The following is a 26,594-nucleotide window of genomic DNA, read 5'->3' on the forward strand; positions in this document are numbered from 1 at the left end:
CGGGCGACCCGAGATCGCTTTTCGAATACGCTCGGTGGCGACCTGCTGTCCGATATTCATAAAGTAGGGCAATGCGCACCGAGGACGTCCTGGCCGCGATCGCGACCGGCCTGTGGCGCTGGGACAACTCGTCCGGCATCGTCACGCTCGACGCGGAGGCGGCCCGGCTCCTCGGGCTGCCCGCCGAGCCCGTCCAGCTCACCGAGGCGGCCGTACGCTCCCGGTTTCATCCCGTCGACTGGAACGAGATCGACGGGGTGGTGAGCCTCGCCGTGGCGGAGGGGACCCTCGCCGAGGCCCGGCTGCGGATCATGGACGGCGACGGCCGGGTGATCCGTACCGTACGGAGCAGGTCCAAGCCGCTCATCGAGGGCGACGACTACCAGCTCGTCGGCACGCTCCAGGAGGTCGCCGAACCCCAGCCGGGCACCGCCGCCCGTACCCCCATCACCGGCGACTGGCGCCGCTCGCGCGAGGCGTTCCTGCTCGACGCGGGCCGGGCGCTCGCCGAGGCCCGGTCGACCGCCGAGGTGCTCCGGGTCGCCGCCTCCCTCTCCATGCCGGGCTTCTCGCCCGACGGGCTCGCCGTCTTCGGGGCGGCCGGCGACCGGTTGACGATCATCGGCCACCACGGGCACAACGTCGGCGACGAGGGCCCCTTCAGCTCGATGTCGCTCGACACCGACTATCCCGCGGCCGAGGTCGTACGGACCGGGCGGGCGATCTACCTGCCGACGCCCGACGAGTACCTGCGGCGCTTCCCGGTGACCTGGCCGCTGGCGCGGCGGTTCGGCCGGCAGTCCTGGGCCTACCTCCCGCTCACCGTCGCCGGCCGCACCATGGGTGCCTGGATGGCCGCCTTCAAGCACCCCGTCGCCTTCACCCCCGACGAGCGCTCGGTCCTCACCACCGTCGCCCGGATGCTCGCCCAGGCCCTCGCCCGCGCCGGTGTCGCCGAGTCCGAGCGCGAGCTCTCGATCGGGCTGCAGCGCACGATGATGCCGGTCCTCGGCCCCGGCATCCCGGGCCTCCAGGTCGCCGCGCGGTACGTCCCCACCGGCGGCGGACTGCAGGTCGGCGGCGACTGGTACGACATGATCCAGCTCCCCGGCGGGCGGATCTCCCTCGTCATCGGCGACGTCCAGGGCCATGACGTGCGGGCCGCCGGACTCATGGGACAGCTCCGGATCGCCCTGCGCGCGTACGCCTCCGAGGGCCATCGGCCCGACGCGGTGCTCTCCCGCGCCTCCCGCTTCCTGTACGGGATCACCGACGGGGACGGGGGCGGGGCCGGTGACGGGGGCGGGGCCACCGGCGCGCGGGGCGCAGTGGTCAACGGGCAGCCGGGCGGGATCGCGGTCGGCGTCCCGGGCGCGGGCGCGGACGGGGGCGGGGACGGACACGGGGACAGGTACGGCGGCCACCGCTTCGCCACCTGCCTCTATCTGGAGATCGACCCGGCCACCGGCGTCGTCGACCTCGCCCGGGCCGGGCACCCCGACCCGGCGGTCCGGATGACCGACGGAACGGTTCTCCTCAGGCCCACCGCCGGTGGACTGCCCCTCGGCATCGTCCCGGACACCGACTATCCGACGACCCGGTTCACCCTGGAGCCCGGCGAGACCCTGATGATGTGCACCGACGGGCTCCTGGAGACCGGCGGCCACGACCTCGACAGCGGCTGGGAACGCATCCGTACGCTCCTCGAAGGACACCAGGGGGGCCATGACGGGGAGGCTCTGGAGGCGCTCGCCGACCGTCTCGTCGAGGCCGTCCACGGCCCCGGTTCCCACCACACCACCGGGCCGCTCGCCGACCGCCGCGAGGACGACATCGCCCTCCTGCTGCTCTCCCGGCAGGGCCAGGCCGGCCGCCAGGGCCGCCAGGGCCCGCGCCGCACGATGATGACCGTCGCCCAGGCCGAACCGGAGCGGGTCGCGGCGGCCCGCCAGCACCTGCGCCAGCTGCTGCACGACTGGGCGGACGACGACCAGGTCGACTCGGCGGTGCTGATGGTCTCCGAGATGCTCACCAACGTCCTCATCCACACGGACGGCGACGCGCTCCTGGTCGCCTCCGTGACCTGCGACGACGACGCCCGGCGGCTGCGGGTGGAGGTCTCCGACGGCAGCGACGAGCTGCCGCACAAACGGCACCCGGGCGAGATGGCGTCCTCGGGCCGGGGCCTGGTGCTGATGGAGATGCTGGCCCACAAGTGGGGCGTGGACCCGCGCGGCGAGGGCAAGTCCATCTGGTTCGAGCTGAACGAGCCCGCGTCGGGGGAGGGCTGCTGCGCCTGACCGGCGGCCCGGGGGCGGGCCGGGGGCGGGCCGGGGGCGAGCCGGGCGGCCGGGACAGCGCCTGACGGGACGCGCCTGACGGGACGGCCCCTGAGGCCCGGGACGCCCCGGACGCCCCGGACTTCCGGCGCGCGGGGTGCAAGGGAGCGGAGGAGACTGGTCTCGTACGGCCGCCTCAGGGGGGACCACGGAGCTCGCCATGGATACCCACAAGGTCGGCAGCGACACCACCGTCCTGGCCGACAGTCTCGAGGCACCGGGGATCGGCCACGTCCCCGTCAACGCCTACGTCCTCACCGCCAAGGAGCCGGTCGTCGTCGACACCGGCCTCTCCCTCTCCGACCGTGACTTCGTCGCGGCGGTCGGCGCGGTCATGGACCTCGCCGATCTCCGCTGGATCTGGCTCACGCACCCCGACCGCGACCACACCGGCGGCATCTTCGACCTGCTCGTCGCCGCTCCCCGCGCCCGGGTCGTGACCACCTTCATCGGCGCCGGAATCATGACCACCGAGCGGCCCCTGCCGATGGACCGCGTCTACTTCCTCAACCCCGGCCAGTCCCTCGACGTCGGCGACCGCACGCTGCGCGCCTTCCGACCGCCGCTCTTCGACAACCCGGCCACCGTCGGCTTCTACGACGAGAAGACCCACATCTGCTTCAGCTCGGACTGCTTCGGCGGCCCCATGCCGACCATGGAGATGGCGGAGAGCGGGCACGCGAGCGACCTGAAGCCGGAGGAGCTGCGGCAGACGCAGCTGCTGTGGGCGACGCTCGACAGCCCGTGGGTGCACGTCGTGGACGCGGAGAAGTACCGGGCGACCGTCCAGCCGCTGCGGGAGATGAACCCGGACATCGTGCTGTCCACGCATCTGCCGCCGGCGGTACGGATGACCGACCGGATGCTGGAGACGATCACGATGGCCCCGGACGCGGACCCGTTCGTCGGCCCGGACCAGGCGGCACTGGAACAGATGCTGGCGTCGTTCGAGCCGGGCGGCATCCCGGCGGCCACCTGAACGAATCGCCCTCGGACGCGGACGCGGACGCCCAAGATCACGGCTCGGCGCCGTGATCCGCGTACCGCGCGCGCATCTCCCCGATCACGCCGAACGCCGCAGCCGTCAGCGGTACGGCGAGCAGCATGCCCAGGATCCCCGCGACGGACGCCCCGGCCGTGATCGCCAGCATCACCACGGCCGGGTGCATCTGTACGGTCCGGCTCTGGATCACCGGCTGCAGCAGGTGGCCTTCGATGACCTGGACGGCGAGGACGACGCCGAGCGCCCACAGCGCGATGACGAACCCCCGGTCGGCGAGGGCGACGAGGATGGCGACCACGCCGGAGATGAAGGCGCCGAGGTACGGGATGTAGGCGCCGACGAAGACGAGCGCGCCGAGCCCCACGGCGCCCGGGACGCGCAGGATCAGCAGCCCGACGGTGATGAGGAGGGCGTCGATCAGGGCGATGAAGGTGGTGCCGCGCATGAAGCCCTCGACCGCCTTGAAGGCGCGGCGGCCCATCGCCTCGACGGTGTCGCCGGTGGAGCGCGGGGCGAGGGAGCGCAGGGCGCCGACGGCCTTGTCGGAGTCCCGGAGGAAGAAGAAGATCAGGAACATCGCGAGGACGGCGGTGGCGAGCATCTGACCGACGACGCTGAGGCCGCTGATCACGCCCGAGGCGGCGGTGCCGCCGAACTTCTGCAGGAGTTCCTTGGCGTTGCTCGCCAGGTCGTCGAGGGAGGTGCCGGCGGCGCCGAGGTACTGGGCGAGGTCATCGGCGGCCTGCCGCAGCGAGGCGATGATCTGGTCGCCGGTCTCGATCAGGGCGCTGACCACGATGTAAGTGGCGCCACCGACGACGGCGACCACCGCGACAACGGTGATCGCGGCGGCGAGCGACCGCCGCACCTTCATGCGCAGCAGCCGCCGGTGGAGGGGCCCGAGAAGCGCGGTGCCCAGGATGGCGAGCAGCACGGGGGTGACGGCCGTCTTCAGTACCCCGCACAGCCACACGCCGACGGCGGCGACCCCGGTCACCAGCAGCACGACGACACACCAGGCGGCGACCCGCCGGACCGCCTCGGGCAGGAGCGGCCCCGGGGGCGGTCCCGCGGGTTCCTGCCTCGATGTCTGCACGCTGCCAGGCGACCACGCGGGACGGCGTGCCGTCCTCCGCTACGGGTCCGCCCGAGTGACGCGATGTCAGACGTACGGCTCCGGTGCCGCGCCCGGGGCCGTAACCCCTCAGCGCGCCCGGGGCCCGCGCCCCCGCCCGCGCCCCGGAGCCGTAACCCCTCAGCGCAGCCGCGGGCTATTCGCCGATGCCGTGGACCGCCGGGATCGTGCCGAGGCGGCCGGCCTGGAAGTCCTCGAAGGCCTGGCGCAGCTCGGCCTGGCTGTTCATCACGAACGGGCCGTAGTGTGCCATCGGCTCGCGGATCGGCTGCCCGCCGAGCACGACGACCTCCAGGTCGGGCGTGTGCCCGTCCTGCTTCTCGTCCGCGCGGACCGTCAGCGATCCACCCTTGCCGAAGACGGCGGTCTGGCCCATGTGGACGGGCCGCCGCTCCGCGCCGACCGCGCCGCGGCCGGCCAGGACGTAGACGAGCCCGTTGAAGTCCTCGCGCCAGGGCAGGGTCACCTCGGCGCCCGGCCGGACGGTCGCGTGGATCATCGTGATCGGGGTGTGCGTGATGCCGGGGCCCGCGTGGCCGCCGAGCTCGCCCGCGATCACGCGCAGCAGCGCGCCGCCGTCGGGCGAGGCCAGGAGCTGGACCTGACCGCCTCGGATGTCCTGGTAGCGCGGGGGCATCATCTTGTCGGCGGCCGGCAGGTTCACCCACAGCTGGAGCCCGTGAAAGAGGCCACCGCTGACGACGAGGTGCTCCGGCGGTGCCTCGATGTGGAGCAGTCCGGCACCGGCGGTCATCCACTGGGTGTCGCCGTTGGTGATGGTGCCGCCGCCACCGTTGGAGTCCTGGTGGTCGAAGATCCCGTCGATGATGTACGTGACGGTCTCGAAGCCGCGGTGGGGGTGCCAGGGCGTGCCCTTCGGCTCACCGGGCGCGTACTCCACCTCCCCCATCTGGTCCATCATGATGAACGGGTCGAGGTACTGGTAGTTGATCCCGGCGAACGCGCGACGCACCGGGAAGCCCTCGCCCTCGAAGCCGGAAGGCGCCGTGGTCACGGCGAGCACGGGGCGGGAGACGGCGTCGGCCGGGGCGGCGACGCGCGGCAGGGTGAGCGGGTTCTCGACAGTCACGGCGGGCATGGCGGGACCTCCTTGTGCGACCAGTTTAGTTGAACAATGAACTTCCTGCCACCCGGAACGCGGAACGCCCGGGAGGAATTCCTCCCGGGCGCTCTCCCGTCTCTCCAGCCTGCGTCAGCCGTACATCCGCCGCATCGCGAAGTCGACCATCTGCTCCACGGCCTTGGCGTCGAAGACCATCCGGTGGTCGCCCTCCATGTCGAGGACGAAGCCGTAGCCGGTCGGGAGCAGGTCGATCACCTCGGCACCGGTGATCACGAAGTACTTCGACTCCTTGCCCGCGTACCGCCGCAACTCCTTCAGCGAGGTGAACATCGGGATCACCGGCTGCTGCGTGTTGTGCAGGGCCAGGAAGCCGGGGTTGTCCCCCCGCGGGCAGTAGACCTTCGAGGTCGCGAAGATCTGCTGGAAGTCCTCGGCGGCCATGGAGCCGGTCGTGAAGGCCCGCACGGCGTCGGCGAGCGAGGGCGGCGACGGCTCGGGGTACAGCGGCGGCTGCTGCTGCCCGTACCCGCCCTGCATGCCACCCTGCATGCCGCCCTGCATGCCGCCCTGCATCGGCTGCTGCGGCGGCGGAGCGTACTGCTGCTGGGCGGCGCTACCGTCCGCGTGCTGGCCGTATCCGTACATGGCCCCCAGCCTATCGAGCGGGCGCCGCCCCCGGCGCGGGTACGTCGACGCCCCGAACCGAGGAAGGCGCTCTTCGCACTGCTCTTCGCACTGTTCTTCGCATCGCCCGCGATCTCTTGCTAGGTTCGCGGCAGCAATTTCCGGTCGCCACGGGGGTGGAACATGGCACTGAACGCCAAATGGGACGAGCTGTTCGGCGGTACGGGAGCGCCCGGTACGGGAGCGTCCGGTACCGGACCGTCCCAGCCGCCCGCGTCGATGACCCTCGCCGGCCTCCCCGCCCCCGAAGGCGGCGGCAGCGGCGACCCGAACCTCAAGGCCGACGAGGGCCCCTGGCACAAGGCCGGCAACACGGCGGGCGAGCTGCGCACCAGCACCAGCACCTCGCTCACCGACCTCGACACGGCGAACGAGGGCTACGCCGCCGGGACCGCCGGCTTCGACTCCTCCGCCGCCCTCACCGAGATCCTCGGCACCTGGAAGAACCGCCTGACGGCCGTACGGGACGAGTGCGGGCGCCTCGAGTCCGCCCTGAAGAGCGCGGGCCGCGACTTCGGCGAGCGCGAGGTCGCGACGCAGCGGAAGATCGCCGCCGAAGCGCCGGTCCCGCCGCAGAAGAAGGGGAACTGAACCCCTCATGCCGACCTGGCAGCAGCTGCGCGACGTCAAGCTGAACGAATACACGGACGCGGCGGACGGCTGGGGCAAGGTCTCCTCCCGCTCCAACGCCGACAAGGACCGTGTCGACAACGGCATGTTCTCGAGGATCTACGAGTCCCAGAAGGGCAAGACGGCCGACACCGCCACCGAGGACGTCCGGCAGCTCAGCCGCAACTACCAGTACCTGCACACCGAGTGCGGACTGATCCGCACCGCGCTCAACGGCCTCGCCGCCGAACTCGCCGCGCCGCAGAAGAAGCTCAAGCAGGCGCTGGAGGACGCGGAGAACCTCAAGTTCACGGTCAAGCCCGACGGTTCGGTGGAGTACCCCACCCAGTCGTCCGTCCTCGCGCCGGGCACGGGCGCCGCCCAGCCCGGCGCCCCGATCCCGTACAAGCCCGGCGCGGCCGAGGGCATCGGGAGCGGCGACGCCAACAAGGGCAAGGCCGAGGACATCGCCGAACGCATCGGCGACGCCGTCCGCGAGGCGAACGAGATAGACGGCCGCTACGCCGCCGTCCTGCGCAAGCTCAAGGCGCCGCCGGGCCTCACCGTCGACGAGGCGACGCTGGTCGACGCCGCCGCCGACACCAAGGCCATGCAGCAGGCCGCCGGCACGTACGCCGACGACGGCAGGATCCCACAGGGGAAGTCCCCCAAGGAGAACGCCGACTGGTGGAACGGCCTCACCCAGGAGCAGCGTGACGAGTACGCCACGCTCTACCCGGCCTCCGTCGGCGCCCTCGACGGCCTCCCCGCCACCGTCCGCGACGACGCCAACCGCATGGTCCTGGCGGAGACCCGCGCCCAGGCGCAGATGGACCTGAACGCGATACCGAAGCAGCCGCAGGAGTACATCCAGAACCCCAGCGGCCAGTACCCGGCGGTGATCAAGAACCCGGCGTGGCGGGAGTGGGACGACAAGTACGGCGACCGCAAGGCGCAGCTGGACAGGGACCTGAAGGGCATGAACGCCATCCAGGAGCGCTTCGACCGCTCCGGCCGGGTCGAGCGCCCCGGCGAGCGCCCGCTGCCCGAGGCGTACCTCCTCGGCTTCGACACCAAGGGCAACGGTCACGCGATCGTCGCCAACGGCAACCCGGACACCGCGACGCACACCGCGATGTACGTGCCCGGCACCACGTCGAACCTGGAGGGCATCGGCGGCGACATCAAGCGGATGGAGACCCTCTGGCGCGCCAGCGACAACCTGGCGGACGGGCAGAGCGTCTCGACGATCACCTGGCTCGGCTACGACGCGCCGCAGTCCATCGTCAAGGACGCGCCGTTCAGCCACTACGCCGACGACGGCGCTCCCAAGCTGAACGCCTTCGTCGAGGGGCTGCGCACCTCGCACGAGGGCGAGCGCGACCACCTGACGGTGACCGGCCACAGCTACGGCAGTACGGTCATCGGCTCCGCCGCCCGCCAGGGCCACCTGGACGCCGACGACATCTTCGTGGCCGGCAGCCCCGGCATGCAGGTCGGCAGCGCGACGGACCTCGACGTCCCCAAGGGGCACGTCTACGCGGCGGAGGCCGACAGCGACCCGTACCTCAAGGGTGTGCACATCCCGTACGTCGGCGACGACAAGTACGGGGGCGTGAACATCCCGTTCGTGACCAGCGACCCCGTCCCCGACCTCGGCGGCTGGGGCCACGCCCCCAAGAAGGTCGACATCGACATCATCCCGTCCTTCCTGGACGGCGACGGCGGCAGCGTCGTGAAGCCGCTGACGCCGACGAACCCGGACTTCGGGGCGCACATCGTGGCCACCGACGGCTCGCGCGGCCACAGCGGCTACTGGGACAACGGCACCGAGAGCCTGAACAACCAGGCGCGGGTCGTCACCGGCAGGTACAAGGAAGTGACATCGCAATGAGCCGCCGTACCACCGCACGGACCGCACGGACCGTACGCACCGCACGTACCGCACGTACCGGCGGAGCCCTGGGAGCCGCCGCCCTCCTCCTCGCGACGGGATGCACCACCATGAGCAACGACGACAGCGGCCGGTCCTACGATCCGCAGCCGATGAAGGTCGCCGCGGCCAAGGACCTGGTCCGGGCCCGGTCCAGCACGATCTTCGATACGGCCGGCCTGCGCGAGGCCAACAACGGCGCCCCCGACGCGGCGCCCTGCGACGGCGTGGACGACGGCTTCCGGGTGCGTCACTTCTGGTCGATGTACGCCCCGACCGCCGACGCCCTGAAGCAGGCCATGGAGAAGCTTCACAAGGAGCTGCCGGCCAAGGGGTGGAAGGTCGTCCGCTTCGAGCCCGCGAAGTCGGAGGCGAAGCAGCTCCAGCTGGACGTCGAGCACGAGAAGGACCACCACACGGCGACGGTCGAGCTGCTGCTGCCCTCCACCTACAAGGACGCGTCGAAGTGGGAGAAGGAGGCCCGCGACAGCCTCTCGGTCTCGGTCACCTCCCCCTGCTACACCGACCCGGAGTATCAGGTCGGTGACTGAGAGACCCCGCAATCGGCACACGAAGGGCCCCGGAGCGCCGCTCCGGGGCCCTTCCCCGTGCGGATCGCGTCACAGATGACCGGATAGGGGTTGCTTCTTATTACCGACGGGTAGCATCATCGTGAGAGCATTAGCTACTCGCTGGTACGTGTACGAGGAACCCTGCCTCCCCGATCCTTACGGAGCCGTCGCCATGGGGCACTACAAGTCGAATCTCCGCGACATCGAGTTCAACCTCTTCGAGGTCCTCGGGCGCGACAAGGTGTACGGCACCGGTCCGTTCGAGGAGATGGACGTCGAGACCGCCAAGAGCGTCCTGGAGGAGATCCAGCGCCTGGCCGAGAACGAACTCGCCGAGTCCTTCGCCGACGCCGACCGCAACCCCCCGGTCTTCGACCCCGAGACCAACACCGCCCCGGTCCCCGCGAGCTTCAAGAAGTCCTACCAGGCCTTCATGGACTCCGAGTACTGGCGCCTCGGCCTGCCCGAGGAGATCGGCGGCACCACCTCCCCGCGCTCCCTGATCTGGGCGTACGCGGAGCTGCTGCTCGGCTCGAACCCGGCCGTGTGGATGTACTCCTCCGGCCCGGCGTTCGCCGGCGTCCTCTTCGAGGAGGGCAACGAGGCGCAGAAGAAGATCGCGCAGATCGCCGTCGAGAAGCAGTGGGGCTCCACCATGGTCCTCACCGAGCCCGACGCGGGCTCGGACGTCGGCGCCGGCCGCACGAAGGCGATCCAGCAGGAGGACGGCTCCTGGCACATCGAGGGCGTGAAGCGCTTCATCACGTCCGGTGAGCACGACATGTCGGAGAACATCCTCCACTACGTCCTCGCCCGCCCCGAGGGCGCGGGCCCCGGCACCAAGGGCCTCTCCCTCTTCCTCGTGCCGAAGTACCACTTCGACTGGGAGACCGGCGAGCTGGGCGAGCGCAACGGCGTCTACGCCACCAACGTCGAGCACAAGATGGGCCTCAAGGCCTCCAACACCTGCGAGATGACCTTCGGCGACCAGCACCCCGCCAAGGGCTGGCTGATCGGCGACAAGCACGACGGCATCCGCCAGATGTTCCTCATCATCGAGTTCGCCCGCATGATGGTCGGCACGAAGGCGATCTCCACCCTCTCGACGGGCTACCTCAACGCCCTCGAGTACGCCAAGGAGCGCGTCCAGGGCACCGACCTGGCGAACTTCATGGACAAGGCCGCCCCCAAGGTCACCATCACGCACCACCCGGACGTCCGCCGCTCGCTGATGACGCAGAAGGCGTACGCGGAGGGCATGCGCTCCCTCGTCCTCTACACGGCCTCCGTGCAGGACGCGATCCAGCTCAAGGAAGCGGCCGGCGAGGACGCGAAGGCCCTCCACGGCCTGAACGACCTGCTGCTCCCGATCGTGAAGGGCTACGGCTCCGAGAAGGGCTACGAGCAGCTCGCGCAGTCGCTCCAGACCTTCGGCGGCTCCGGCTTCCTGCAGGAGTACCCGATCGAGCAGTACATCCGGGACGCCAAGATCGACACCCTCTACGAGGGCACCACGGCCATCCAGGGCCAGGACTTCTTCTTCCGCAAGATCGTCCGCGACCAGGGCGCGTCCCTGAACACGCTCGCCGAGGAGATCAAGAAGTTCCTCGCGGTCGGCACCGGCGGCGAGGAGCTGGCCGGCGCCCGCGACGCGCTCGCCAAGGCGGCCGTGGACCTGGAGGGCATCGTCGGCGCGATGCTCACCGACCTCACCGCCACCGGCGAGGACGTCAAGAACATCTACAAGGTCGGCCTCAACACCACCCGCCTGCTGATGGCCTCCGGCGACGTCGTCGTCGGCTACCTGCTGCTGAAGGGTGCGGCCGTCGCCGCCGAGAAGCTGCCGACCGCCTCCGCCAAGGACAAGGCGTTCTACGCCGGCAAGATCGCGGCCGCGAAGTTCTTCGCCGCCAACGTCCTGCCCGGCGTCTCCACCGAGCGCGCGCTGGCCGAGGCCGTCGACGGCTCGCTGATGGACCTGGACGAGGCCGCGTTCTAGGACGCGCCTCCTCCACGAAGGAACGGCTCGTCCCCGGGGAGGGGGGCGGGCCGTTCCGGTTTCCGGGGAGCCGTTCCGGTTTCCGGGGACTCCTCAACGGCATTCGGACCCTGCGTAAGGTGAACGCATGAGCAGCGCACCCTCCCGCCCGGCGCAGACGTTCGACCGCGGCCACACCGATGACCTCATGACCTTCCTGGCGGCCTCACCGTCGCCGTACCACGCCGTGGCGAACGCCGCCGAGCGCCTGGAGAAGGCCGGTTTCCACCAGGTCGAGGAGACCGCGGCCTGGGACGGAACGTCCGGCGGGAAGTACGTGCTCCGCGGCGGGGCGATCATCGCCTGGTACGTGCCGGAGGGCGCCGCCCCCCACACCCCGTACCGCATCGTCGGCGCCCACACCGACTCCCCCAACCTGCGCGTCAAGCCCCGGCCCGACATGGGCGCGCAGGGCTGGCGCCAGGTGGCCGTCGAGATCTACGGCGGGACGCTGCTCAACACCTGGCTCGACCGCGACCTCGGCCTCGCCGGCCGGATCACCCTGCGGGACGGCACCGACCACCTGGTCAACATCGACCGGGCCGTCCTGCGCGTCCCGCAGCTCGCCGTCCACCTCGACCGCCAGGTCAACGAGGGCCTCAAGCTCGACCGGCAGCGCCACATGCAGCCGATCTGGGGCCTCGGCGACGTCCACGAGGGCGACCTGATCTCCTTCGTGGCCGAGGAAGCCGGCGTGGACGCCGAGGACGTGGCCGGCTGGGACCTGATGGTCCACGCCATCGAGCCCCCCGCCTACCTCGGGCGCGACCGCGAACTCGTCGCGGGGCCGCGCATGGACAACCTGATCTCCGTGCACGCCGGCGTCGCCGCGCTCGCCGCCGTATCGACCCGGCCGGACCTCGCGTACATCCCGGTCCTCGCCGCCTTCGACCACGAGGAGAACGGCTCGGAGTCCGACACCGGCGCCCAGGGCCCGCTGCTCGGCACGGTCCTGGAGCGCTCGGTCTTCGCCCGCGGCGGCGCGTACGAGGACCGGGCCCGCGCCTTCGCCGGCACGGTCTGCCTCTCCTCCGACACCGGCCACGCCGTCCATCCCAACTACGCCGAGCGCCACGACCCGACCCACCACCCGCGCGCCAACGGCGGCCCCATCCTCAAGGTGAACGTCAACCAGCGGTACGCCACCGACGGCAGCGGCCGGGCCCTGTTCGCCGCCGCCTGCGACAAGGCCGGCGTGCCGTGGCAGACGTTCGTCTCCAGCAACGACATGCCCTGCGGCACGACGATCGGCCCCATCACCGCCGCCCGGCACGGCATCACGACCGTCGACATCGGCGTCGCGATCCTCTCCATGCACAGCGCACGCGAACTGTGCGGCGCGGACGACCCGTTCCTCCTCGCGAACGCGATCGTCGCCTTCCTGGAGGGCTAGTCGGGGGCGGTCGAGGGATGACCGAGGGGTAGAAGCGCCCGGCCCGGGTACCCGATCCCGACTACCACTAGGAGGCGGGATCCATGGGCCTGGGAGGCTGCATCATCCTCATCGCCGTGGGCGCGATCCTCACGTTCGCCACGGACTGGGAGCTCGACGGCGTCAACCTCGACCTGGTGGGACTGATCATGATGGCGGTCGGTCTCATCGGTACGGCGACCTTCACCAGCATCGCGCGTCGTCGGCGGGCGGTCGTCCCACCGGTCGCCCCCACGGTCGTCGAGGACGACCGCCGCGACCGCGGCTACTGACACGCCCGGCCCACACGGCGGGCGAAACATCCGCGAAAGGCCCCTCCTGACACCGTGACGTCATGGTTGGTCAAGAGGGCCCTTCGCGGGGGAAGTTCGCGATCTGCCTCGTCGCCGCCGTGCTCTGCGGCACGGCGGTGGCGGGGGGCGTCATCACCACGTACCACGAACGCCCGCCCTGGGGCACGGACATCGCGTACGAGGGCGGCTATCTCCAGGCGGTCCGCATCAGGAAGTACGACATGAGCGGCGAACGGACCCGCGCCCTGCTGGCCGGGGAGTGCGCCGCCATGGAACGCCGGGGAATGGGCGGCGACCGTTCCGCGCACGACCCCGAGGCGTGGGTGTCCGGCTGCCTGGACGGGGCGGCGGGCCGCCCGTCCAGGAACCAGGGAATCGTGCGCTGACGCCCCGCGCTGAAGCCCTGCGCGAAGCCCCCGCGCTGAAGCCCTGTCAGCCGTCCATGCCGGCGAGGATCAGCGGAAGCCGGGTGGCGCCGCCCTCGGTCACCTTCACCGGAACGCCCCAGTCCTGCTGGTGGACATGGCAGGCCGGATACTCGTTGGCCGGGTCGTCGTCGCAGGACGCCGCCATCGCCGACACGTGCAGGACGCCCTCGGGGACCGCCGGGTCCAGCTCCAACTCACGGAAGAGGTCCGTGCCCGTGCCCTCGCCGGAGCTCAGCAGCTCGGGTGGGGTGGAGGAGACGAGCAGCCGGGTCGAGGGACCGTACCGCTCGTCCAGCTTCTGCCCCGTCGGCGCCTGGAAGACGACGTCGAGACGGAGCCGGCCGGGCGCCACCTCGGTGGCCTCGCGCCGCGTGCGGTGCGCGACCGACTCGACCTGAACGGCCTCCTCGGGCAGCCGCAGCCGGGTCAGCCGGTGCCGGGCGGACTCGACGACGACGATGTCGTCCCCGACGAGCACGGCGTCGCTCGGCTCGCGCAGATCGGTCGCGAGGGTGGTGACCTCGCCGGTGGCCGGGTCGAAGCGGCGCAGCGCGTGGTTGTACGTGTCCGAGATCGCGACCGACCCGTCGGGCAGCGCGGTCACGCCCAGCGGGTGCTGGAGCAGCGCCTGGCCGGCGGGCCCGTCGCGGTGGCCGAAGTCGAAGAGACCGGTGCCGACGGCCGTGTGGACGGTGCCCTCGGGGTCGATCCAGCGCAGGGCGCTCGTCTCGGAGTCGGCGATCCAGAGCCGGTCCTCGGTGGCGGCGAGCCCGGACGGCTGCGCGAACCAGGCCTCGGCGGCGGCCCCGTCGAGCAGGCCCTCGTTGGTCGTGCCGGCCGCGGCCTCGACGGTCCGCGTCTCGGGGTCGTACGTCCACAGCTGGTGGACACCGGCCATCGCGATCCAGACCTTGCCCCGCCACCAGGCGACGTCCCACGGCGAGGAGAGGTCGACGTCGAGCGCGGGCCCGGAGGTGGGTGAGCCCTGCCACCACTGCTTCCCGGTGCCGGCGATCAGCTCGATCGCGCCGGTGGCGGGGTCGAAGGTGCGCAGCGCGTGGTGGACGGTGTCGGCGACGACGACCTTCCCGTCGGGAAGCAGGGCGAGACCCTGCGGCTCCCGGAACTCCTTCTCGCCGATACGGCGGACCACGCTCTCGCCGTCCGGGGCCAGCTCGACGAGCTGGTGCCGGGTGGTGTCGGAGACCAGGTAGTTCCCCGAGGGCAGGACGACCGCCTTGCCGGGAAACCGCAGATCGGTCGCGACCGGCTCCGGCGCCACATAGGGCCCGTCCCCACGCCGCAGCGTCCCCTTGGCCTCGTGCTCGGCCTCCAGCTCCTCGACGAGGGTACGGATCGCGTTGGCGTGCCCCTCACCCGCGTGCTGGGCGACGACATACCCCTCGGGATCGACGACGACGAGCGTCGGCCACGCCCGCACGGCGTACTGCTTCCAGGTCGCGAGCTCCGGATCGTCGAGCACCGGATGGTGCACCTCGTACCGCTCGACGGCATCGACGACGGCCTGATGATCGGCCTCGTGCACGAACTTGGGCGAGTGCACCCCGACGATCACGAGGGTGTCGCGGTGCTTCTCCTCGAGCTCACGCAGCTCGTCGAGGACGTGCAGACAGTTGATGCAGCAGAAGGTCCAGAAATCGAGCAGAACGATCTTCCCCCGCAGGTCGGCGAGGGTCAGTTCGTCTCCACCGGTATTGAGCCAGCCGCCCTTGCCGATCAGCTCGGGGGCACGGACACGGGCACGACGGCGGGGGTGGGCGGGCGCGGAGTCGTTCATGCCTCAAGGGTGCCGTACGGGTGAAACCGGTGGGCGGGTGGGGAAGGGGCGCGTGTCTTGCCGGGGGCATGTGCCTAGCGACTGGCCAGATGGACGGGACGATCATCCGATTTTCATTCCGTCTCCTGGCGGTGAGGTGTCATGCGGCGTCGGTCTGCGGGGCTCGTGCTGCTTCTGGTGCTCCTGGGGCTATGGGTGACCGTGCTCACTCCCGTGCCGGCGGCGCGGGCCGGTGGGGCCGGGGACAGGGCGCTGGGGCTCACGGTGACCGTCAACACGCGGGAAGAGAGCGACTCCTCGCCGCCGCTCGTGCGGGTCGGGGACACGGTGGTGAAGCGGTACCACGTGGTGAACAAGGGAGAGGCGGATCTGCACGGGGTCCGGGTGAGCGAGCCCGGGGTGAGCGTGGACTGCCCGGACGAACCGCTCGCCGCGCTCGGCTCCTTCATGTGCACCGCCCAGTTCCCCGCCCGTGCGGGCTATCAGAGGGCCACGGCACAGGTCGTCGGGGACATCCCCTCGCTACAGAGACAGCTCACGGCCACCGCCCGCTCCGGTTTCACCGGTGTGGGCGGGGCGCTCACCCTGACCGAGACCGTCACGCCAGGGGCCTCCGAAACCGTCGTGCGGTACACCCTCACCAACCCGGGCGACCAGCCCCTCCACGGCGTCCAGCTCACCGATCCGGCTCTCGGCCCCGTCTCGGGCGGTATCGACTGCGGCGGCGGCGGGAACACGGTGCCGCTCCTGGGGCCCGGCGCCTCGGCGTCGTGCACCGCGGTCGTGCGCGGGCCGCTCGGGCAGCCCGGCGCCACCGGGGTGGCGAGCGGCAGCGACCGCGTCACGACCGTCGGCCCCGGCGGCGAACCGGTGGCCCCACCGCCCCTCACGGCCCGCGCGTCCACCGCGGTGACGCTCCCTGAACCGGAACCGGAGCCGGAGCCGGAGGCAGCGACCGAGGGCGGTGCGCCGGGGGCACCGGGAAGCGCTGCCGGGGCCGCGGCCGCCGCGCCGGAGGCTCCCGCCGCCCCGGGCGGAGCCGCCGCGGCCGGAGCCGCCGCGGCGCTCCCGGTTCCGTACCGCATGCCCGTCGGCCCGCCCACCGGTCCCGCCATGGTGCCGGGGACGGCGGTCCCAGAGGCCGGCACCGGTACACGGACGGCACCGCCCCCGCCCCCGCCCCTCGCGAACCGGCCCGACTCCACCGCCGTCGCGCCCCTCACGCCCGTCGCCCCCGTCGGCGAGGAGGGGCTCCTGCCCCGACTGCGACGCCGCTCCCGCGAGCTCCCCGAGCTCGGGGTCGTCGTGGTCCTCCTGCTCTTGCTGATCCCCGCGGCGATCGCCGCCGCCCTGCTCGGTTCCCGCCCGCGACGCTGACCACGGAAGGCATGACGGCACCATGGCCCTGCTCGAAACCTTCCTCGTCGTCGTCGGCGTCGCCCTGTTCGCCGCGCTCGCCGTCGTCGTCAAGACCAAGCTGTTCCCGGAGGGGGAGGACGACGAGCCCCGCGAGGACGTCGCCGAGTACATCGCGATGATGGTGTCGGTGCTGTACGCCGTCGTGCTCGGCCTCTGCCTCGTCTCCGTCTGGGACAACCGCTCGTCCGCCGCCGACCACGTCCAGGCCGAGGCGAGCGCCCTGCACCAGACGTACCTCCTGGCCGCCTCCCTCCCCGACGACCGGCGCGCGCCCGTCCGCGACGCCGCCCACGCGTACGCCGCCCATGTCGTCGGCGTCGAGTGGCCCCGGATGGCCGACCGCGAGCCGCTCGGGGCGACGGGCTGGATCCTGCTCGACCGGCTCCGCGCCGCCGGCGAGGTGCGCGGGAAGAGTTCGGTCTCCGAGCAGATCGCCGCCCAGGAGATCCTCGCCCAGCTCGGCTACGTCGACGACGCCCGGCGCGGCCGGGAGGCCGCCGCCCAGGAGCAGCTCTCACCCGTCCTGTGGACGGGCCTGATCATCGGCGGTGTGCTGACCCTGGCCTTCATGTTCCTCTTCGGCATCAGGCGGAGCTTCACCCACCTGGTGATGGTCATGGGCCTCGCCGGCTTCATCGCCTTCACCGTGCTGCTGATCCATCAGCTCGACGCGCCCTTCGGCGAGATGCTCGGCGCCGGCTCCGATCCCTTCACCCGCTACTTCGTGGTGCCCGACTCGCCCGCGTGACTCGCCCGCGTGACCCGCCCGCGTGAACCCCCGTCACCCGGGGAACACATCTCACCATGAAATATCTCGTACGGGACAAAATCTTCGCCATCGGCGACGACTACTGGATCGAGGACGAGCACGGCCGCCACGCCTTCCTCGTCGACGGCAAGGCCCTGCGGCTGCGCGACACCCTGGAGCTGAAGGACCCCGCCGGGCAGGTCCTGGTCACCCTGCGCCAGAAGATGTTCAGCCTGCGGGACGCGATGACGATCGAGCGCGACGACCGCCCGCTCGCCACGATCCGCAGGAAGCGGCTCTCCCTGCTCCGCAACCACTTCCGGATCACGCTGGCCGAGGGCACCGAGCTGGACGTCAGCGGCCGGATCCTGGACCGGGAGTTCACCGTCGAGTACGACGGCGAACTCCTCGCCCACATCTCCCGCCAGTGGTTCCACGTCCGGGACACCTACGCCGTGAACGTGGTCCGCGAGGACGCCGACGCGGCGCTGCTGATCGCCGTCGCGGTGTGCGTGATCCGGATGGCGGAGCGGGAACGGGAGGACTGACCCGGGCGCCCCTCCACCGGCCGCCCCTCCGCCAGCCGCCCCTCCACCGTCCACCGGCCTGTACTCAGGACGGCCTGTGCTCGGGACAGCCTGTGCTCAGGAGACCTTCGCCGCCTGCTCCAGCGCCTGCTCCAGGTCCGCCCAGAGGTCCTCGACGTGCTCGATGCCGGTGGACATCCGTACCGTCCCCGGGCCGATGCCCGCCACGTCGAGGGCCGCGGCGTCCAACTGGCGGTGCGAGGTGGAGGCCGGGTGCATCACCAGGGTCTTCACATCGCCGAGGGAGGCCGTCAGCGCGGCCACGCGTACCGCCTCGATGAAGGTACGGCCCGCCTCCCGCCCGCCCGCGAGGTCGAAGGAGACGACCCCGCCGCCGCCCCGCGGCAGCAGCCGCTCCGCGACGGCCCGGTCCGGGTGCCCGGCCAGCGCGGGGTGACGGACGGCCGCCACCGCGGGGTGCCCGGCGAGCCGGCCGGCCAGGTCGAGGGCGCTCGCGCTCTGCCGCTCGATGCGCAGCGGCAGGGTCTGCAGGCCGCGCAGGGTCAGCCAGGCGGCGAACGGGTCGGTGATCGCGCCCTGTTCGACGGCGTAGTGGCGGATACGGCCGTACAGCTCGGCGTCCTTGAAGACGGCGATCCCGCCGAGGACGTCCGCGTGCCCGGCGAGGTACTTGGTCGCGGAGTGGATGACGACGTCCGCGCCGAACTCGATCGGCCGGCACAGCAGCGGCGAGGCGAAGGTGTTGTCCACGACGCTCGGGACGTCCGCCTCGGCGGCGACGGCGATCATGGCCGGCAGGTCGGCGACCCGGGTCGTCGGGTTGGCGATGGTCTCCAGGTAGAGCAGCCGCGTCTCGGGCCGCAGGGCCCGGCGAAGCTCCTCCGGGTCCGTGCCCGAGACGTGCGTGACCTCGACGCCCCAGCGCTCGGCGAGGTCGGTCAGGACGGCGTACGTCCCGCCGTAGAGGCAGTTCTGGGCGACGACGTGGCTCCCCGAGGAGAGCAGGCCGAGCAGGACGCCGTTGATGGCGCCCATGCCGGAGGCGAAGGAGAGCGCCGCCGTTCCGCCCTCCAGGCGGGTGACGGCGTCCTCCAGGGCGCGGACGGTGGGGTTGCCGAGGCGGCTGTAGAGGAAGGTGTCGGGCGAGTGGAAGGCGTCCGCCATCGCGTCCGCGGTGTCGAAGGCGAAGACGTGGCCCTGGTGGAGGGGGACGCCGAGGGGCGTACTGCCGGTGATCCGCACCTGGGGAGGGTGGACGGCGAGGGTCTCGGGCCGGAGTGCCGTGGTCGGCGCTGCGGGCCGGGGTGCCGTGGAGCTGAGTGCTGTGGTGTCGTCGCTCATGGGACCCAGTGAAGTGGCAACCCGCTTGCGGTCACAGGACCAATCGCGGGAGATTGGTCCGGCGATGGAGCCAATCTCTTCTCCCCCGAACCAGGACAACCAGGGCAACCTGGACGGCCTGGACGGCCTCGTGGCCCGTCTCGGCCGCTGGTCGGCCGGCCGCGGCCCGCTGTATCTCCTTCTGGCCGCCCGTTTCCGGCAGTTGATCGACGAGGGGCTGCTGCCTCCGGGCGCCGCCCTGCCGCCCGACCGGCGGCTCGCCGCCGCGCTCGCGGTCGGGCGGACGACGGTCGTGGCGGCGTACGACACCCTGCGCCAGGAGGGGCGGCTGGTACGGCGACAGGGCAGCGGGACGCGGGTGGCGCCCGCCGCACTCCCGCCGGGGCCCCGGGTGCGGGAGACCTCCAACCCGCTCTTCCTGCACCTCCTGGAGGCGCCGGACGACGTGATCCTGCTGAGCTGCGCCGCGCCCATGGGGCCGCCGCCCCAACTGGCCGAGGCGTACCGGACGATGACCCTGCCCGACGCCGATCTGGGCTACCACCCGGCGGGACTCCCCGCGCTGCGGACGGCGATCGCGGCGCGTTACGGCGTACGGGGCGTCCCGACCGGTCCGGAGCAGACCCTGGTCACCACGGGTGCCCAGCAGGCCCTGGCGCTGCTGACCCGGCTCCTGGTCGCGCCCGGCGACGGGGTGCTCGTCGAGTCGCCGACGTACCCGGGGGCGCTCGATCTGTTCCGGGAGGCGGCGGCGGTGCCGTACCCCGTGGCGGTGGGTCCCGACGGGATCGACGTGACGGAGGCGATCGGGATGATGGAACGTCACCGGCCCGCGCTCGCCTATGTGGTCGCCCGCTTCCAGAACCCGACCGGTGCCGTGCTGCCGTCGCTGCCCGGACGGCGTCTGGTCGAGGCGGCGAACGCCCTCGGGGTGCCGCTCGTCGACGACGAGGTGCTCACCGATCTCGCCTTCGGTACGGATGCGGCCGATGGGATTGTGGGGGCGGAAGGGAATCCGGAGCCGCCGCCGCTCTCGGCCTTCGGCGAGGTGATCGGCGTCGGCTCGCTCAGCAAGATGGTGTGGGGCGGGCTGCGCATCGGCTGGGTACGGGGGCCCGCGGCGCTGATCGGCCGGCTGGCCCGGCTCAAGGCCATCCACGACCTGGGGTCCGACGTTCCGGCGCAGCTGGCGGCCGCCCGCCTGCTCGGGCCCGGGGAGTTCGGGACGATCGTGGCGGGGCGGGTGGAGACGCTGCGCTCCGGCCATGACCATCTGCGGGCGGAACTGGCGCGGCTGCTGCCGTCCTGGAGCTGCCCGGCGGCCTCGGGCGGCCAGACGCTGTGGGTCCGCCTTCCGTACGGCGACGGTGTCGCCTTCGCCCAGGTCGCGCTCCGTCATCGGGTGGCGGTGCTGCCGGGCGCCACGATGGACGCGCTCGGCGGCAGCACGCGGTGCCTGCGGCTGCACTTCCTGCTGCCTCCCGACGTGCTGTCGGAGGCGGTACGGCGGCTGGCGGCGGCCTGGCGGGAGTACGCGCCGGGAGCGGACTCGGCCTCTGCCCCGGCCTCGACCCCCGCCCCGGCGGCGCTGAACGCGATCACGGTCTGACCGGTCGCCCCCGAAAGCGCCCCCGCCGGCGCCCGCCGTCCGCCCCTCAGCCGTCAGCACCTCAGCCGTCAAGCCCTCAGCCGTCAGCCCTCAGCCTTCAGCCCTCAGCGTCAGCCGCGCTCCGGCCTCGCCACCCCCAGCACCCGGTCCTTCAGCGCCGGGAACTGCTCCCTCGTCGTCGCCACCTTCGCCGGGTCGAGGGTGACCCGCAGGACCTCCTCGTCCGGCCCCGCCTCCGCGAGGACCTCACCCCACGGGTCCACCACGATCGAGTGGCCGGCCTGCTCCACGCCCGCGTGCGTCCCGGCGGTGCCGCAGGCCAGCATGTACGCCTGGTTCTCCACGGCCCTCGCCCGCGCGAGGAGCGTCCAGTGCTCCCGGCGGCGGGCGGGCCAGCCCGCCGGGACGACGAAGGCCTGCGCGCCCGCGTCGACCAGGCCCCGGAACAGCTCCGGGAAGCGGAGGTCGTAGCAGGTGCCGACGCCGACCGTGAGACCCGGCAGCCCGACCGTCACCAGCTCGTCCCCCGCCGCCATCATGACGGCCTCGCCCTTGTCGAAGCCGAAGCGGTGGATCTTCCGGTACGTGGCGGTGAGCGTGCCGTCCGGCGCGAAGACGAGGGAGGTGTTGTAGAGCGCTCCGCCGGCCGCCTCGACGATCGACCCGGCGTGCAGCCAGACCTCCGCGTCCCGGGCGGCCGCGGCCATCGCCTCGTACGTCGGCCCCCGCAGCGGCTCGGACTCCGCGGCGAAGGACTCGTACGCGAACGCCCCCATCGGCCACAGCTCCGGCAGGACGACGAGGTCGGCGGCGGCGCGCTCCTCCCGTACGAGACCGGCCACCCGGGCCCGGCGAGATTCGACCGGTTCGTCCGGGTCTACTGCGATCTGGATCAGCGAGGCGCGCACACTACCACCGTCCTGGCATTCGAGCCGTCAACACGGGCCTACGATCGTCACACGAAAGCACTGCCGGGGTGCCTTCGGGCAGCGTAACTTAGCGTCCGAGCCTCCCACGCAGTCTTGTTTTCAGCCCGCGCACCGCAGAAGAACCGCCGAGGGGTCCCGTGACCGTCCATCCCAGCCTTCAGACCTACGCCGACGCCTGGACCCACTCCATCGAAGCGATAGCCGAGCTGGTGCAGCCGCTCGTGGAAGGCGAATGGAACCGCGCCACACCGTGCCCGGGCTGGTCGGTCCGCGACATCGTGTCCCATGTGATCGGCATGGAGTGCGAGATGCTCGGCGACCCGCGCCCCATCCACTCCCTGCCCCGGGACCTCTACCACGTACGCAGTGACTTCGCTCGCTACATGGAGATGCAGGTCGATGTGCGGCGGCACCACACCGGCCCCGAGATGACCTCGGAGCTGGAGTACGTCCTGATCCGCCGGGCCCGCCAGCTGCGCAACGAGAACCGCAAGCCCGACCACCTGATCCGCGCCCCCCTGGGCGCCGAGCAGACCCTCGAACTGGGCTACCGGATGCGCGCCTTCGACGTCTGGGTCCACGAGCAGGACCTGCGCACCACGCTCGGGCAGCCGGGCAACCTGGACTCCCCGGGCGCGCTGGTCGCGCGGGACGTGCTGCTCGAAGCGCTGCCGAAGGTGGTCGCCAAGGACGCGGGCGCGCCGAACGGTTCGGCGGTCGTCTTCGACGTGCACGGTCCGGTCGAGTTCCTGCGGACGGTGCGGGTGGACGCGGAGGGCCGGGGCACGGTCGACGGGGCGCCCTCGCTCGGTCCCGCGGCGACGCTGGCGATGGACTGGGAGACGTACGTCCGGCTGGCCTGCGGCCGGGTCCGGCCGGCCGACGTCTCCGACCGGGTCAAGGCCGAGGGCGACCTGGAGCTGGCGCAGGCGATCCTGGACAACTTCGCGGTGACGCCCCGCTAGTGCCCGGCCCGGCTCACACCGGTACGTGCACGGCCTCGACGCGGCTGGCGACGAGGCGTTCCTTCTCCCTGCGGGCCGTACGGGCCTTCAGGCGCAGGATCTGCACGACGCCCAGCGCCTCCAGGACGAAGACGGAGGAGAAGGCGATCCGGTAGTCGTCGCCGGTCGCGTCGAGGAGGACGCCGACCGCGAGCAGCGTCGTCATCGAGGCCACGAAACCGCCCATGTTGACGATTCCCGAGGCGGTTCCCTGACGCTCCGGCGGATTGGCCGGGCGGGCGAAGTCGAAACCGATCATGGAGGCCGGGCCGCAGGCGCCGAGGACCGCGCAGAGTGTGATCAGCAGCCACATCGGGGCCCGGTCGCCGGGGTGGGCGAGGGTGGCTCCCCACAGGAGCGCGGTCGCCGCGACCGTGCCGAGGGCCAGCGGGGCGCGCGCCCCGTGGTGCCGGGCGATGATCTGCCCGTACGCGAGCCCCACCACCATGTTGGAGAGCACCACGAGCGTCAGCAGCTCACCGGCGACACCCCGGGAGAGGCCCTGCGCCTCGACCAGGAACGGCATCCCCCACAGGAGCAGGAACACCATCGCGGGGAACTGGGTGGTGAAGTGGACCCACATGCCGAGCCGGGTGCCGGGCTCCCGCCACGACTCGGCGATCTGCCGGCGTACGAACGCGGCACCGGCGTGCGCGGCGGGCGCGGGCTCGTGTCCCTCCGGGTGGTCCTTCAGGAAGAGCAGCAGCAGGGCGAGCACCACGACGCCGGCGACCGAGCTGCCGACGAAGGTCGCCGTCCAGCCCAGGCCGTGCAGCGCACGGGCGATGAAGATGGTCGAGACGAGGTTGCCGGCCATGCCGAAGAGCGCGGCGACCTGGCCGATGAGGGGCCCGCGCCGGGCGGGGAACCAGCGGCTGCCCAGCCGCAGCACGCTGATGAAGGTCAGTGCGTCACCGCAGCCGAGCAGCGCGCGGGAGGCGAGCGCCATGGCGTACGAGGGGGAGAGCGCGAAGCCCAGCTGCCCGACGGTGAAGAGCACGACGCCGAGGGTCAGCACCTTCTTCGTGCCGAGCCGGTCGACCATCAGACCGACGGGTATCTGCATGCCGGCGTAGACCAGCAGCTGGAGGATGGAGAAGGTGGAGAGCGCGGAGGCGTTGACGTCGAAGCGGTCGGCGGCGTCGAGGCCGGCGACGCCCAGCGACGTACGGAAGATGACGGCGACGAAGTAGACCGCGACGCCGACGCCCCAGACGAGGGCGGCCCGCCGGCCTCCGGGCGGGTCGCCGGGCAGACCGACGGCGGATCCTGACCCGCTTCCGCTCACCGCTGATCACCCCTGACCAGGTCCTTGACCCAGCTGAGGTGGAGCCGGACGCACGTCGCCGCGCCCTCGACGTCACCCTCCCGGATCCGCTCCAGGATCTCGGCGTGCTCGGTGATGTTCTTGGCGATGCGGTCGGGCTGGGACTGCATGACGGCGACGCCCATCCGCAGCTGACGGTCGCGCAGCTGGTCGTAGAGGCGGGCGAGGATCTGGTTCCCGGCGTGCTTGACGATCTCGGCGTGGAAGCAGCGGTCGGTGACGGCGACCTCGGCGAGGTCCCCGGCCTCGGCCCGCCGCTTCTGCTCCTCCAGGAGCTCTTCGAGCCGCGCGATCAGCGCGGGCGGCGCGGGTACGGCCCGGCGGACGGCGAACTCCTCGACGAGCAGCCGGGTCTCGACCACATCGGCGATCTCCTGCGCGGAGACGGCGAGAACGAGGGCGCCCTTCTTCGGGTAGAGCTTGAGCAGCCCTTCCATCTCCAGCTTGAGCAGCGCCTCCCGCACGGGCGTCCGGGACACACCGACGGCCAGGGCGAGTTCGCCCTCGGTGAGCAACGTCCCACCCTCGTACCGGCGGTCCAGGACCGCCTGCTTGACGTGCATGTAGACGCGGTCGGCGGCTGGGGGCGCGGGTGTCATGCGCACAGCTTAGATACAACAGGGGTGCAACAGGGAGGGGCGTCCACGATACGGACGTGGCAGTTCCCTGCGGATCAGAGGGCCTTCCGTCGCTGACGGGCCGCAGCACGGCGCAGTAGACACCGCACTCTTGGTTCACGTAGACCTCGCGGTCGAGGGCTGCCGGGCGGCAGGCTACGCGCTGAACATTTCCACGAGACCAAAGAGCATCGTCAGGATGAAGACGGCCGCGGCTCCGAGTCAGATCACCCCTGTCCAGCAGACCACGGCCACCGCGACCGTGATCCAGGTCCGTCTCACGGCGGAGTGGTAGTCGGTCTCGTCGTCCCAGTCGCGGGGATCAGGCATCGCACCCTTCACCGGCCTGCCTCGCTCGGTCGGTTAGCGGGGAAGAGCGGCGCAGGGATCATCGCGGCGAAGGCGACCTGTGCCATGAGCTGGAAGACCAGCGGTTCGGCCGTACTGCCGGCGAGCAGAGGCCACGCACACAGGGCCAGCGGGGCGGCGAGCAGTATGCGGAACCGAACCCCGTCCATGCGGGTGTGCATCCCGGCCGCGAGAGTGGCGATGAGCAGGGTGGGCAGGCCGATGAGCAGCAGCAACCCCATCCCCGTCGCCATGATCTCCGCGAACGCCGCTTCCCACTCGACCGTCTGAGAGATGGCCACCCAGGCTGCCAGGTGAAGGAGCGTATACGTCAGTACGCATCGCCCGATCCTCCCGAGCACGTACCCCGGTCGGGGAGCGCCTGCCCGACTCATCGCCATCTCTGTCCCCCGGGCGTATGCACGCAATAATTGAATGCGTTCAACATACTCCAGGGTTGCCCCTGGGGCACGAGGGTCGATTGCCGCCCTAGTCGTCGTCCTCATCGCGGACGAGGACTTGAACGGAGTGCGGCTGCGGCCACGCCGGAGACTCCAGATGGCTGAGCAGTCCGCGCCGGTGGGCCCTGCGCGGAACGCCCCCGTTGGCTTCTGGCGCCGGCCGCCCTTCCTTCCGAGAGTCGCGCCCTCCGGCGACGCGTCAAGGGCGCTCCTTCGTCGCGTCGCTGCGCGATGGCCTGCGGCCACCCTTGACCCGCCCCCTCCGGGCGCGTGAAAACTCTCGGAGGGCGGCCCGGGGGAGGGGTCCCCACGCACCCCGCATTCTTGTGCCTGGGCTGGGCGGGCGCCTGCGGCCGCGTGGGTGGATTGCGCGGCAGTTCGATGGGGCGGCCCGGCACGGCTTGGCGAGTCGCGCCCGGCGGGTGGCGGGGCTTCATGCCCCGCTGGTGACTGTCCGGTGGGTGGGGGCCGTGCCTAAGTGCGGCCTACTCCCGGTAAGACATGACCCGATGCCCCATTTGTGCGGGTTCGGAGCCTTCGGAGGGCGAGTTGGTCGCGGTGATGGCTCTCCCGGGCCCCCATCCCCCACCGGACAGTGCCCAGCGGGGCCTGAAGCCCGGCCCACAGACGGCCGTCACCCGCTCAGAGCACCCGGGCCGCCCCATCGCACTGCCGCGCAATCCCACCCCCGACCCGCAGGCGCCGAACCCAGCGGCGGAACGATTCTGCGTGGGGCGTGGGGACCCCACCCCGGGCCGCCCTCCGAGTGTGAAAAGGCGCCCGGAGCCGGGCGGTCAAGGGTGGAGCGCAGCGGAATCGGCGGAGCCGACGCGACGAAGGAGCGCCCTTGAGGGGCCGGCGGAGGGCGCCACACTCGGAGAGAGGGCGGCCACCA

Annotated in this window: 23 protein-coding genes; 14 read left to right on the forward strand and 9 right to left on the reverse strand. The window is 71.8% G+C overall.

The genetic code is table 11. The features are described from left to right. The first annotated feature begins 71 nt into the window (after positions 1-71). Both ACF06X_RS32260 and ACF06X_RS32265 read left to right on the forward strand, forming a co-directional pair. Complete coding sequence (locus ACF06X_RS32260) at positions 72-2,300, forward strand: SpoIIE family protein phosphatase (protein WP_392290858.1); 2,229 nt, start codon at positions 72-74, stop codon at positions 2,298-2,300. Positions 2,301-2,499: 199 nt separating this feature from the next. Next, positions 2,500-3,318, forward strand: a complete 819-nt coding sequence (locus ACF06X_RS32265; RefSeq protein WP_392290859.1) for an MBL fold metallo-hydrolase — start codon at positions 2,500-2,502, stop codon at positions 3,316-3,318. A gap of 37 nt (positions 3,319-3,355) precedes the next feature. Here the strand turns inward: ACF06X_RS32265 and ACF06X_RS32270 are convergent, their stop codons facing one another. From ACF06X_RS32270 to ACF06X_RS32280, 3 genes are all read right to left on the reverse strand, one after another. Continuing rightward, entirely contained in the window at positions 3,356-4,438 is a 1,083-nt protein-coding gene (locus ACF06X_RS32270) for an AI-2E family transporter (protein ID WP_392290860.1), read from the reverse strand. Between the two features lie 175 nt (positions 4,439-4,613). After that, positions 4,614-5,576: a pirin family protein gene (locus tag ACF06X_RS32275; RefSeq protein WP_392290861.1), complete on the reverse strand. Its 963-nt coding sequence runs from the start codon at positions 5,574-5,576 to the stop codon at positions 4,614-4,616. A 114-nt stretch (positions 5,577-5,690) separates the two neighbouring features. Continuing rightward, complete coding sequence (locus ACF06X_RS32280; RefSeq protein ID WP_392290862.1) at positions 5,691-6,206, reverse strand: SseB family protein; 516 nt, start codon at positions 6,204-6,206, stop codon at positions 5,691-5,693. Between the two features lie 162 nt (positions 6,207-6,368). On the opposite strand from ACF06X_RS32280, the gene ACF06X_RS32285 reads away from it, so the two are divergent. From ACF06X_RS32285 to ACF06X_RS32315, 7 genes are all read left to right on the forward strand, one after another. Then, complete coding sequence (locus ACF06X_RS32285; protein ID WP_392290863.1) at positions 6,369-6,836, forward strand: hypothetical protein; 468 nt, start codon at positions 6,369-6,371, stop codon at positions 6,834-6,836. Between the two features lie 7 nt (positions 6,837-6,843). Then, on the forward strand, positions 6,844-8,748 hold the full coding sequence (locus ACF06X_RS32290; protein ID WP_392290864.1) for an alpha/beta hydrolase: 1,905 nt from the start codon (positions 6,844-6,846) through the stop codon (positions 8,746-8,748). Continuing rightward, positions 8,745-9,338 (forward strand): hypothetical protein, encoded by a 594-nt coding sequence (locus ACF06X_RS32295; RefSeq protein ID WP_392290865.1) that lies wholly within the window; start codon positions 8,745-8,747, stop codon positions 9,336-9,338. The genes ACF06X_RS32290 and ACF06X_RS32295 overlap by 4 nt, the downstream gene beginning before the upstream one ends. A gap of 193 nt (positions 9,339-9,531) precedes the next feature. After that, complete coding sequence (locus tag ACF06X_RS32300) at positions 9,532-11,358, forward strand: acyl-CoA dehydrogenase (protein WP_392290943.1); 1,827 nt, start codon at positions 9,532-9,534, stop codon at positions 11,356-11,358. A 127-nt stretch (positions 11,359-11,485) separates the two neighbouring features. Next, entirely contained in the window at positions 11,486-12,790 is a 1,305-nt protein-coding gene (locus tag ACF06X_RS32305; protein WP_392290866.1) for a M18 family aminopeptidase, read from the forward strand. Positions 12,791-12,873: 83 nt separating this feature from the next. Next, the gene (locus ACF06X_RS32310) at positions 12,874-13,101 is read left to right on the forward strand and encodes a DUF6458 family protein (protein ID WP_392290867.1); all 228 of its coding nucleotides are present in this window, start codon (positions 12,874-12,876) and stop codon (positions 13,099-13,101) included. A 62-nt stretch (positions 13,102-13,163) separates the two neighbouring features. After that, complete coding sequence (locus tag ACF06X_RS32315) at positions 13,164-13,508, forward strand: hypothetical protein (protein ID WP_392290868.1); 345 nt, start codon at positions 13,164-13,166, stop codon at positions 13,506-13,508. A gap of 46 nt (positions 13,509-13,554) precedes the next feature. Here ACF06X_RS32315 and ACF06X_RS32320 read toward each other — a convergent pair whose 3' ends face one another. Continuing rightward, on the reverse strand, positions 13,555-15,348 hold the full coding sequence (locus ACF06X_RS32320; RefSeq protein WP_392290869.1) for an NHL domain-containing thioredoxin family protein: 1,794 nt from the start codon (positions 15,346-15,348) through the stop codon (positions 13,555-13,557). Between the two features lie 141 nt (positions 15,349-15,489). Between ACF06X_RS32320 and ACF06X_RS32325 the strand changes: the two genes are divergently transcribed. From ACF06X_RS32325 to ACF06X_RS32335, 3 genes are read left to right on the forward strand one after another with little or no spacing between them, the layout of a single operon-like run. Next, on the forward strand, positions 15,490-16,725 hold the full coding sequence (locus ACF06X_RS32325) for a hypothetical protein (RefSeq protein ID WP_392290870.1): 1,236 nt from the start codon (positions 15,490-15,492) through the stop codon (positions 16,723-16,725). Positions 16,726-16,747: 22 nt separating this feature from the next. Then, the gene (locus tag ACF06X_RS32330; RefSeq protein ID WP_392290871.1) at positions 16,748-17,515 is read left to right on the forward strand and encodes a hypothetical protein; all 768 of its coding nucleotides are present in this window, start codon (positions 16,748-16,750) and stop codon (positions 17,513-17,515) included. A gap of 56 nt (positions 17,516-17,571) precedes the next feature. Further along, a complete protein-coding gene (locus ACF06X_RS32335) occupies positions 17,572-18,063 on the forward strand; it encodes an LURP-one-related/scramblase family protein (RefSeq protein WP_392290872.1) in 492 nt (163 codons plus the stop codon). 96 nt (positions 18,064-18,159) lie between these two features. Here ACF06X_RS32335 and ACF06X_RS32340 read toward each other — a convergent pair whose 3' ends face one another. Continuing rightward, a complete protein-coding gene (locus ACF06X_RS32340; RefSeq protein ID WP_392290873.1) occupies positions 18,160-19,404 on the reverse strand; it encodes a trans-sulfuration enzyme family protein in 1,245 nt (414 codons plus the stop codon). A gap of 64 nt (positions 19,405-19,468) precedes the next feature. Here ACF06X_RS32340 and ACF06X_RS32345 point away from each other — a divergent pair, with 64 nt between their 5' ends. Further along, positions 19,469-21,013: a PLP-dependent aminotransferase family protein gene (locus tag ACF06X_RS32345; RefSeq protein ID WP_392290874.1), complete on the forward strand. Its 1,545-nt coding sequence runs from the start codon at positions 19,469-19,471 to the stop codon at positions 21,011-21,013. A gap of 110 nt (positions 21,014-21,123) precedes the next feature. Here ACF06X_RS32345 and ACF06X_RS32350 read toward each other — a convergent pair whose 3' ends face one another. Continuing rightward, positions 21,124-21,921: a carbon-nitrogen family hydrolase gene (locus ACF06X_RS32350; protein ID WP_392290875.1), complete on the reverse strand. Its 798-nt coding sequence runs from the start codon at positions 21,919-21,921 to the stop codon at positions 21,124-21,126. 158 nt (positions 21,922-22,079) lie between these two features. Between ACF06X_RS32350 and ACF06X_RS32355 the strand changes: the two genes are divergently transcribed. Beyond that, positions 22,080-22,907 (forward strand): maleylpyruvate isomerase family mycothiol-dependent enzyme, encoded by an 828-nt coding sequence (locus tag ACF06X_RS32355; protein ID WP_392290876.1) that lies wholly within the window; start codon positions 22,080-22,082, stop codon positions 22,905-22,907. Positions 22,908-22,920: 13 nt separating this feature from the next. Here the strand turns inward: ACF06X_RS32355 and ACF06X_RS32360 are convergent, their stop codons facing one another. From ACF06X_RS32360 to ACF06X_RS32370, 3 genes are all read right to left on the reverse strand, one after another. Then, on the reverse strand, positions 22,921-24,234 hold the full coding sequence (locus tag ACF06X_RS32360; RefSeq protein ID WP_392290877.1) for a nitrate/nitrite transporter: 1,314 nt from the start codon (positions 24,232-24,234) through the stop codon (positions 22,921-22,923). Further along, complete coding sequence (locus ACF06X_RS32365) at positions 24,231-24,872, reverse strand: GntR family transcriptional regulator (RefSeq protein WP_392290878.1); 642 nt, start codon at positions 24,870-24,872, stop codon at positions 24,231-24,233. Before ACF06X_RS32365 ends, ACF06X_RS32360 begins: the two co-directional genes overlap by 4 nt. A gap of 356 nt (positions 24,873-25,228) precedes the next feature. Next, positions 25,229-25,540 (reverse strand): hypothetical protein, encoded by a 312-nt coding sequence (locus ACF06X_RS32370; protein ID WP_392290879.1) that lies wholly within the window; start codon positions 25,538-25,540, stop codon positions 25,229-25,231. Between the last annotated feature and the right edge of the window lie 1,054 nt (positions 25,541-26,594).

Origin of the sequence: Streptomyces sp. NPDC015346 (assembly GCF_043078785.1) — a bacterium.
In the GTDB taxonomy this organism is placed as follows: domain Bacteria; phylum Actinomycetota; class Actinomycetes; order Streptomycetales; family Streptomycetaceae; genus Streptomyces.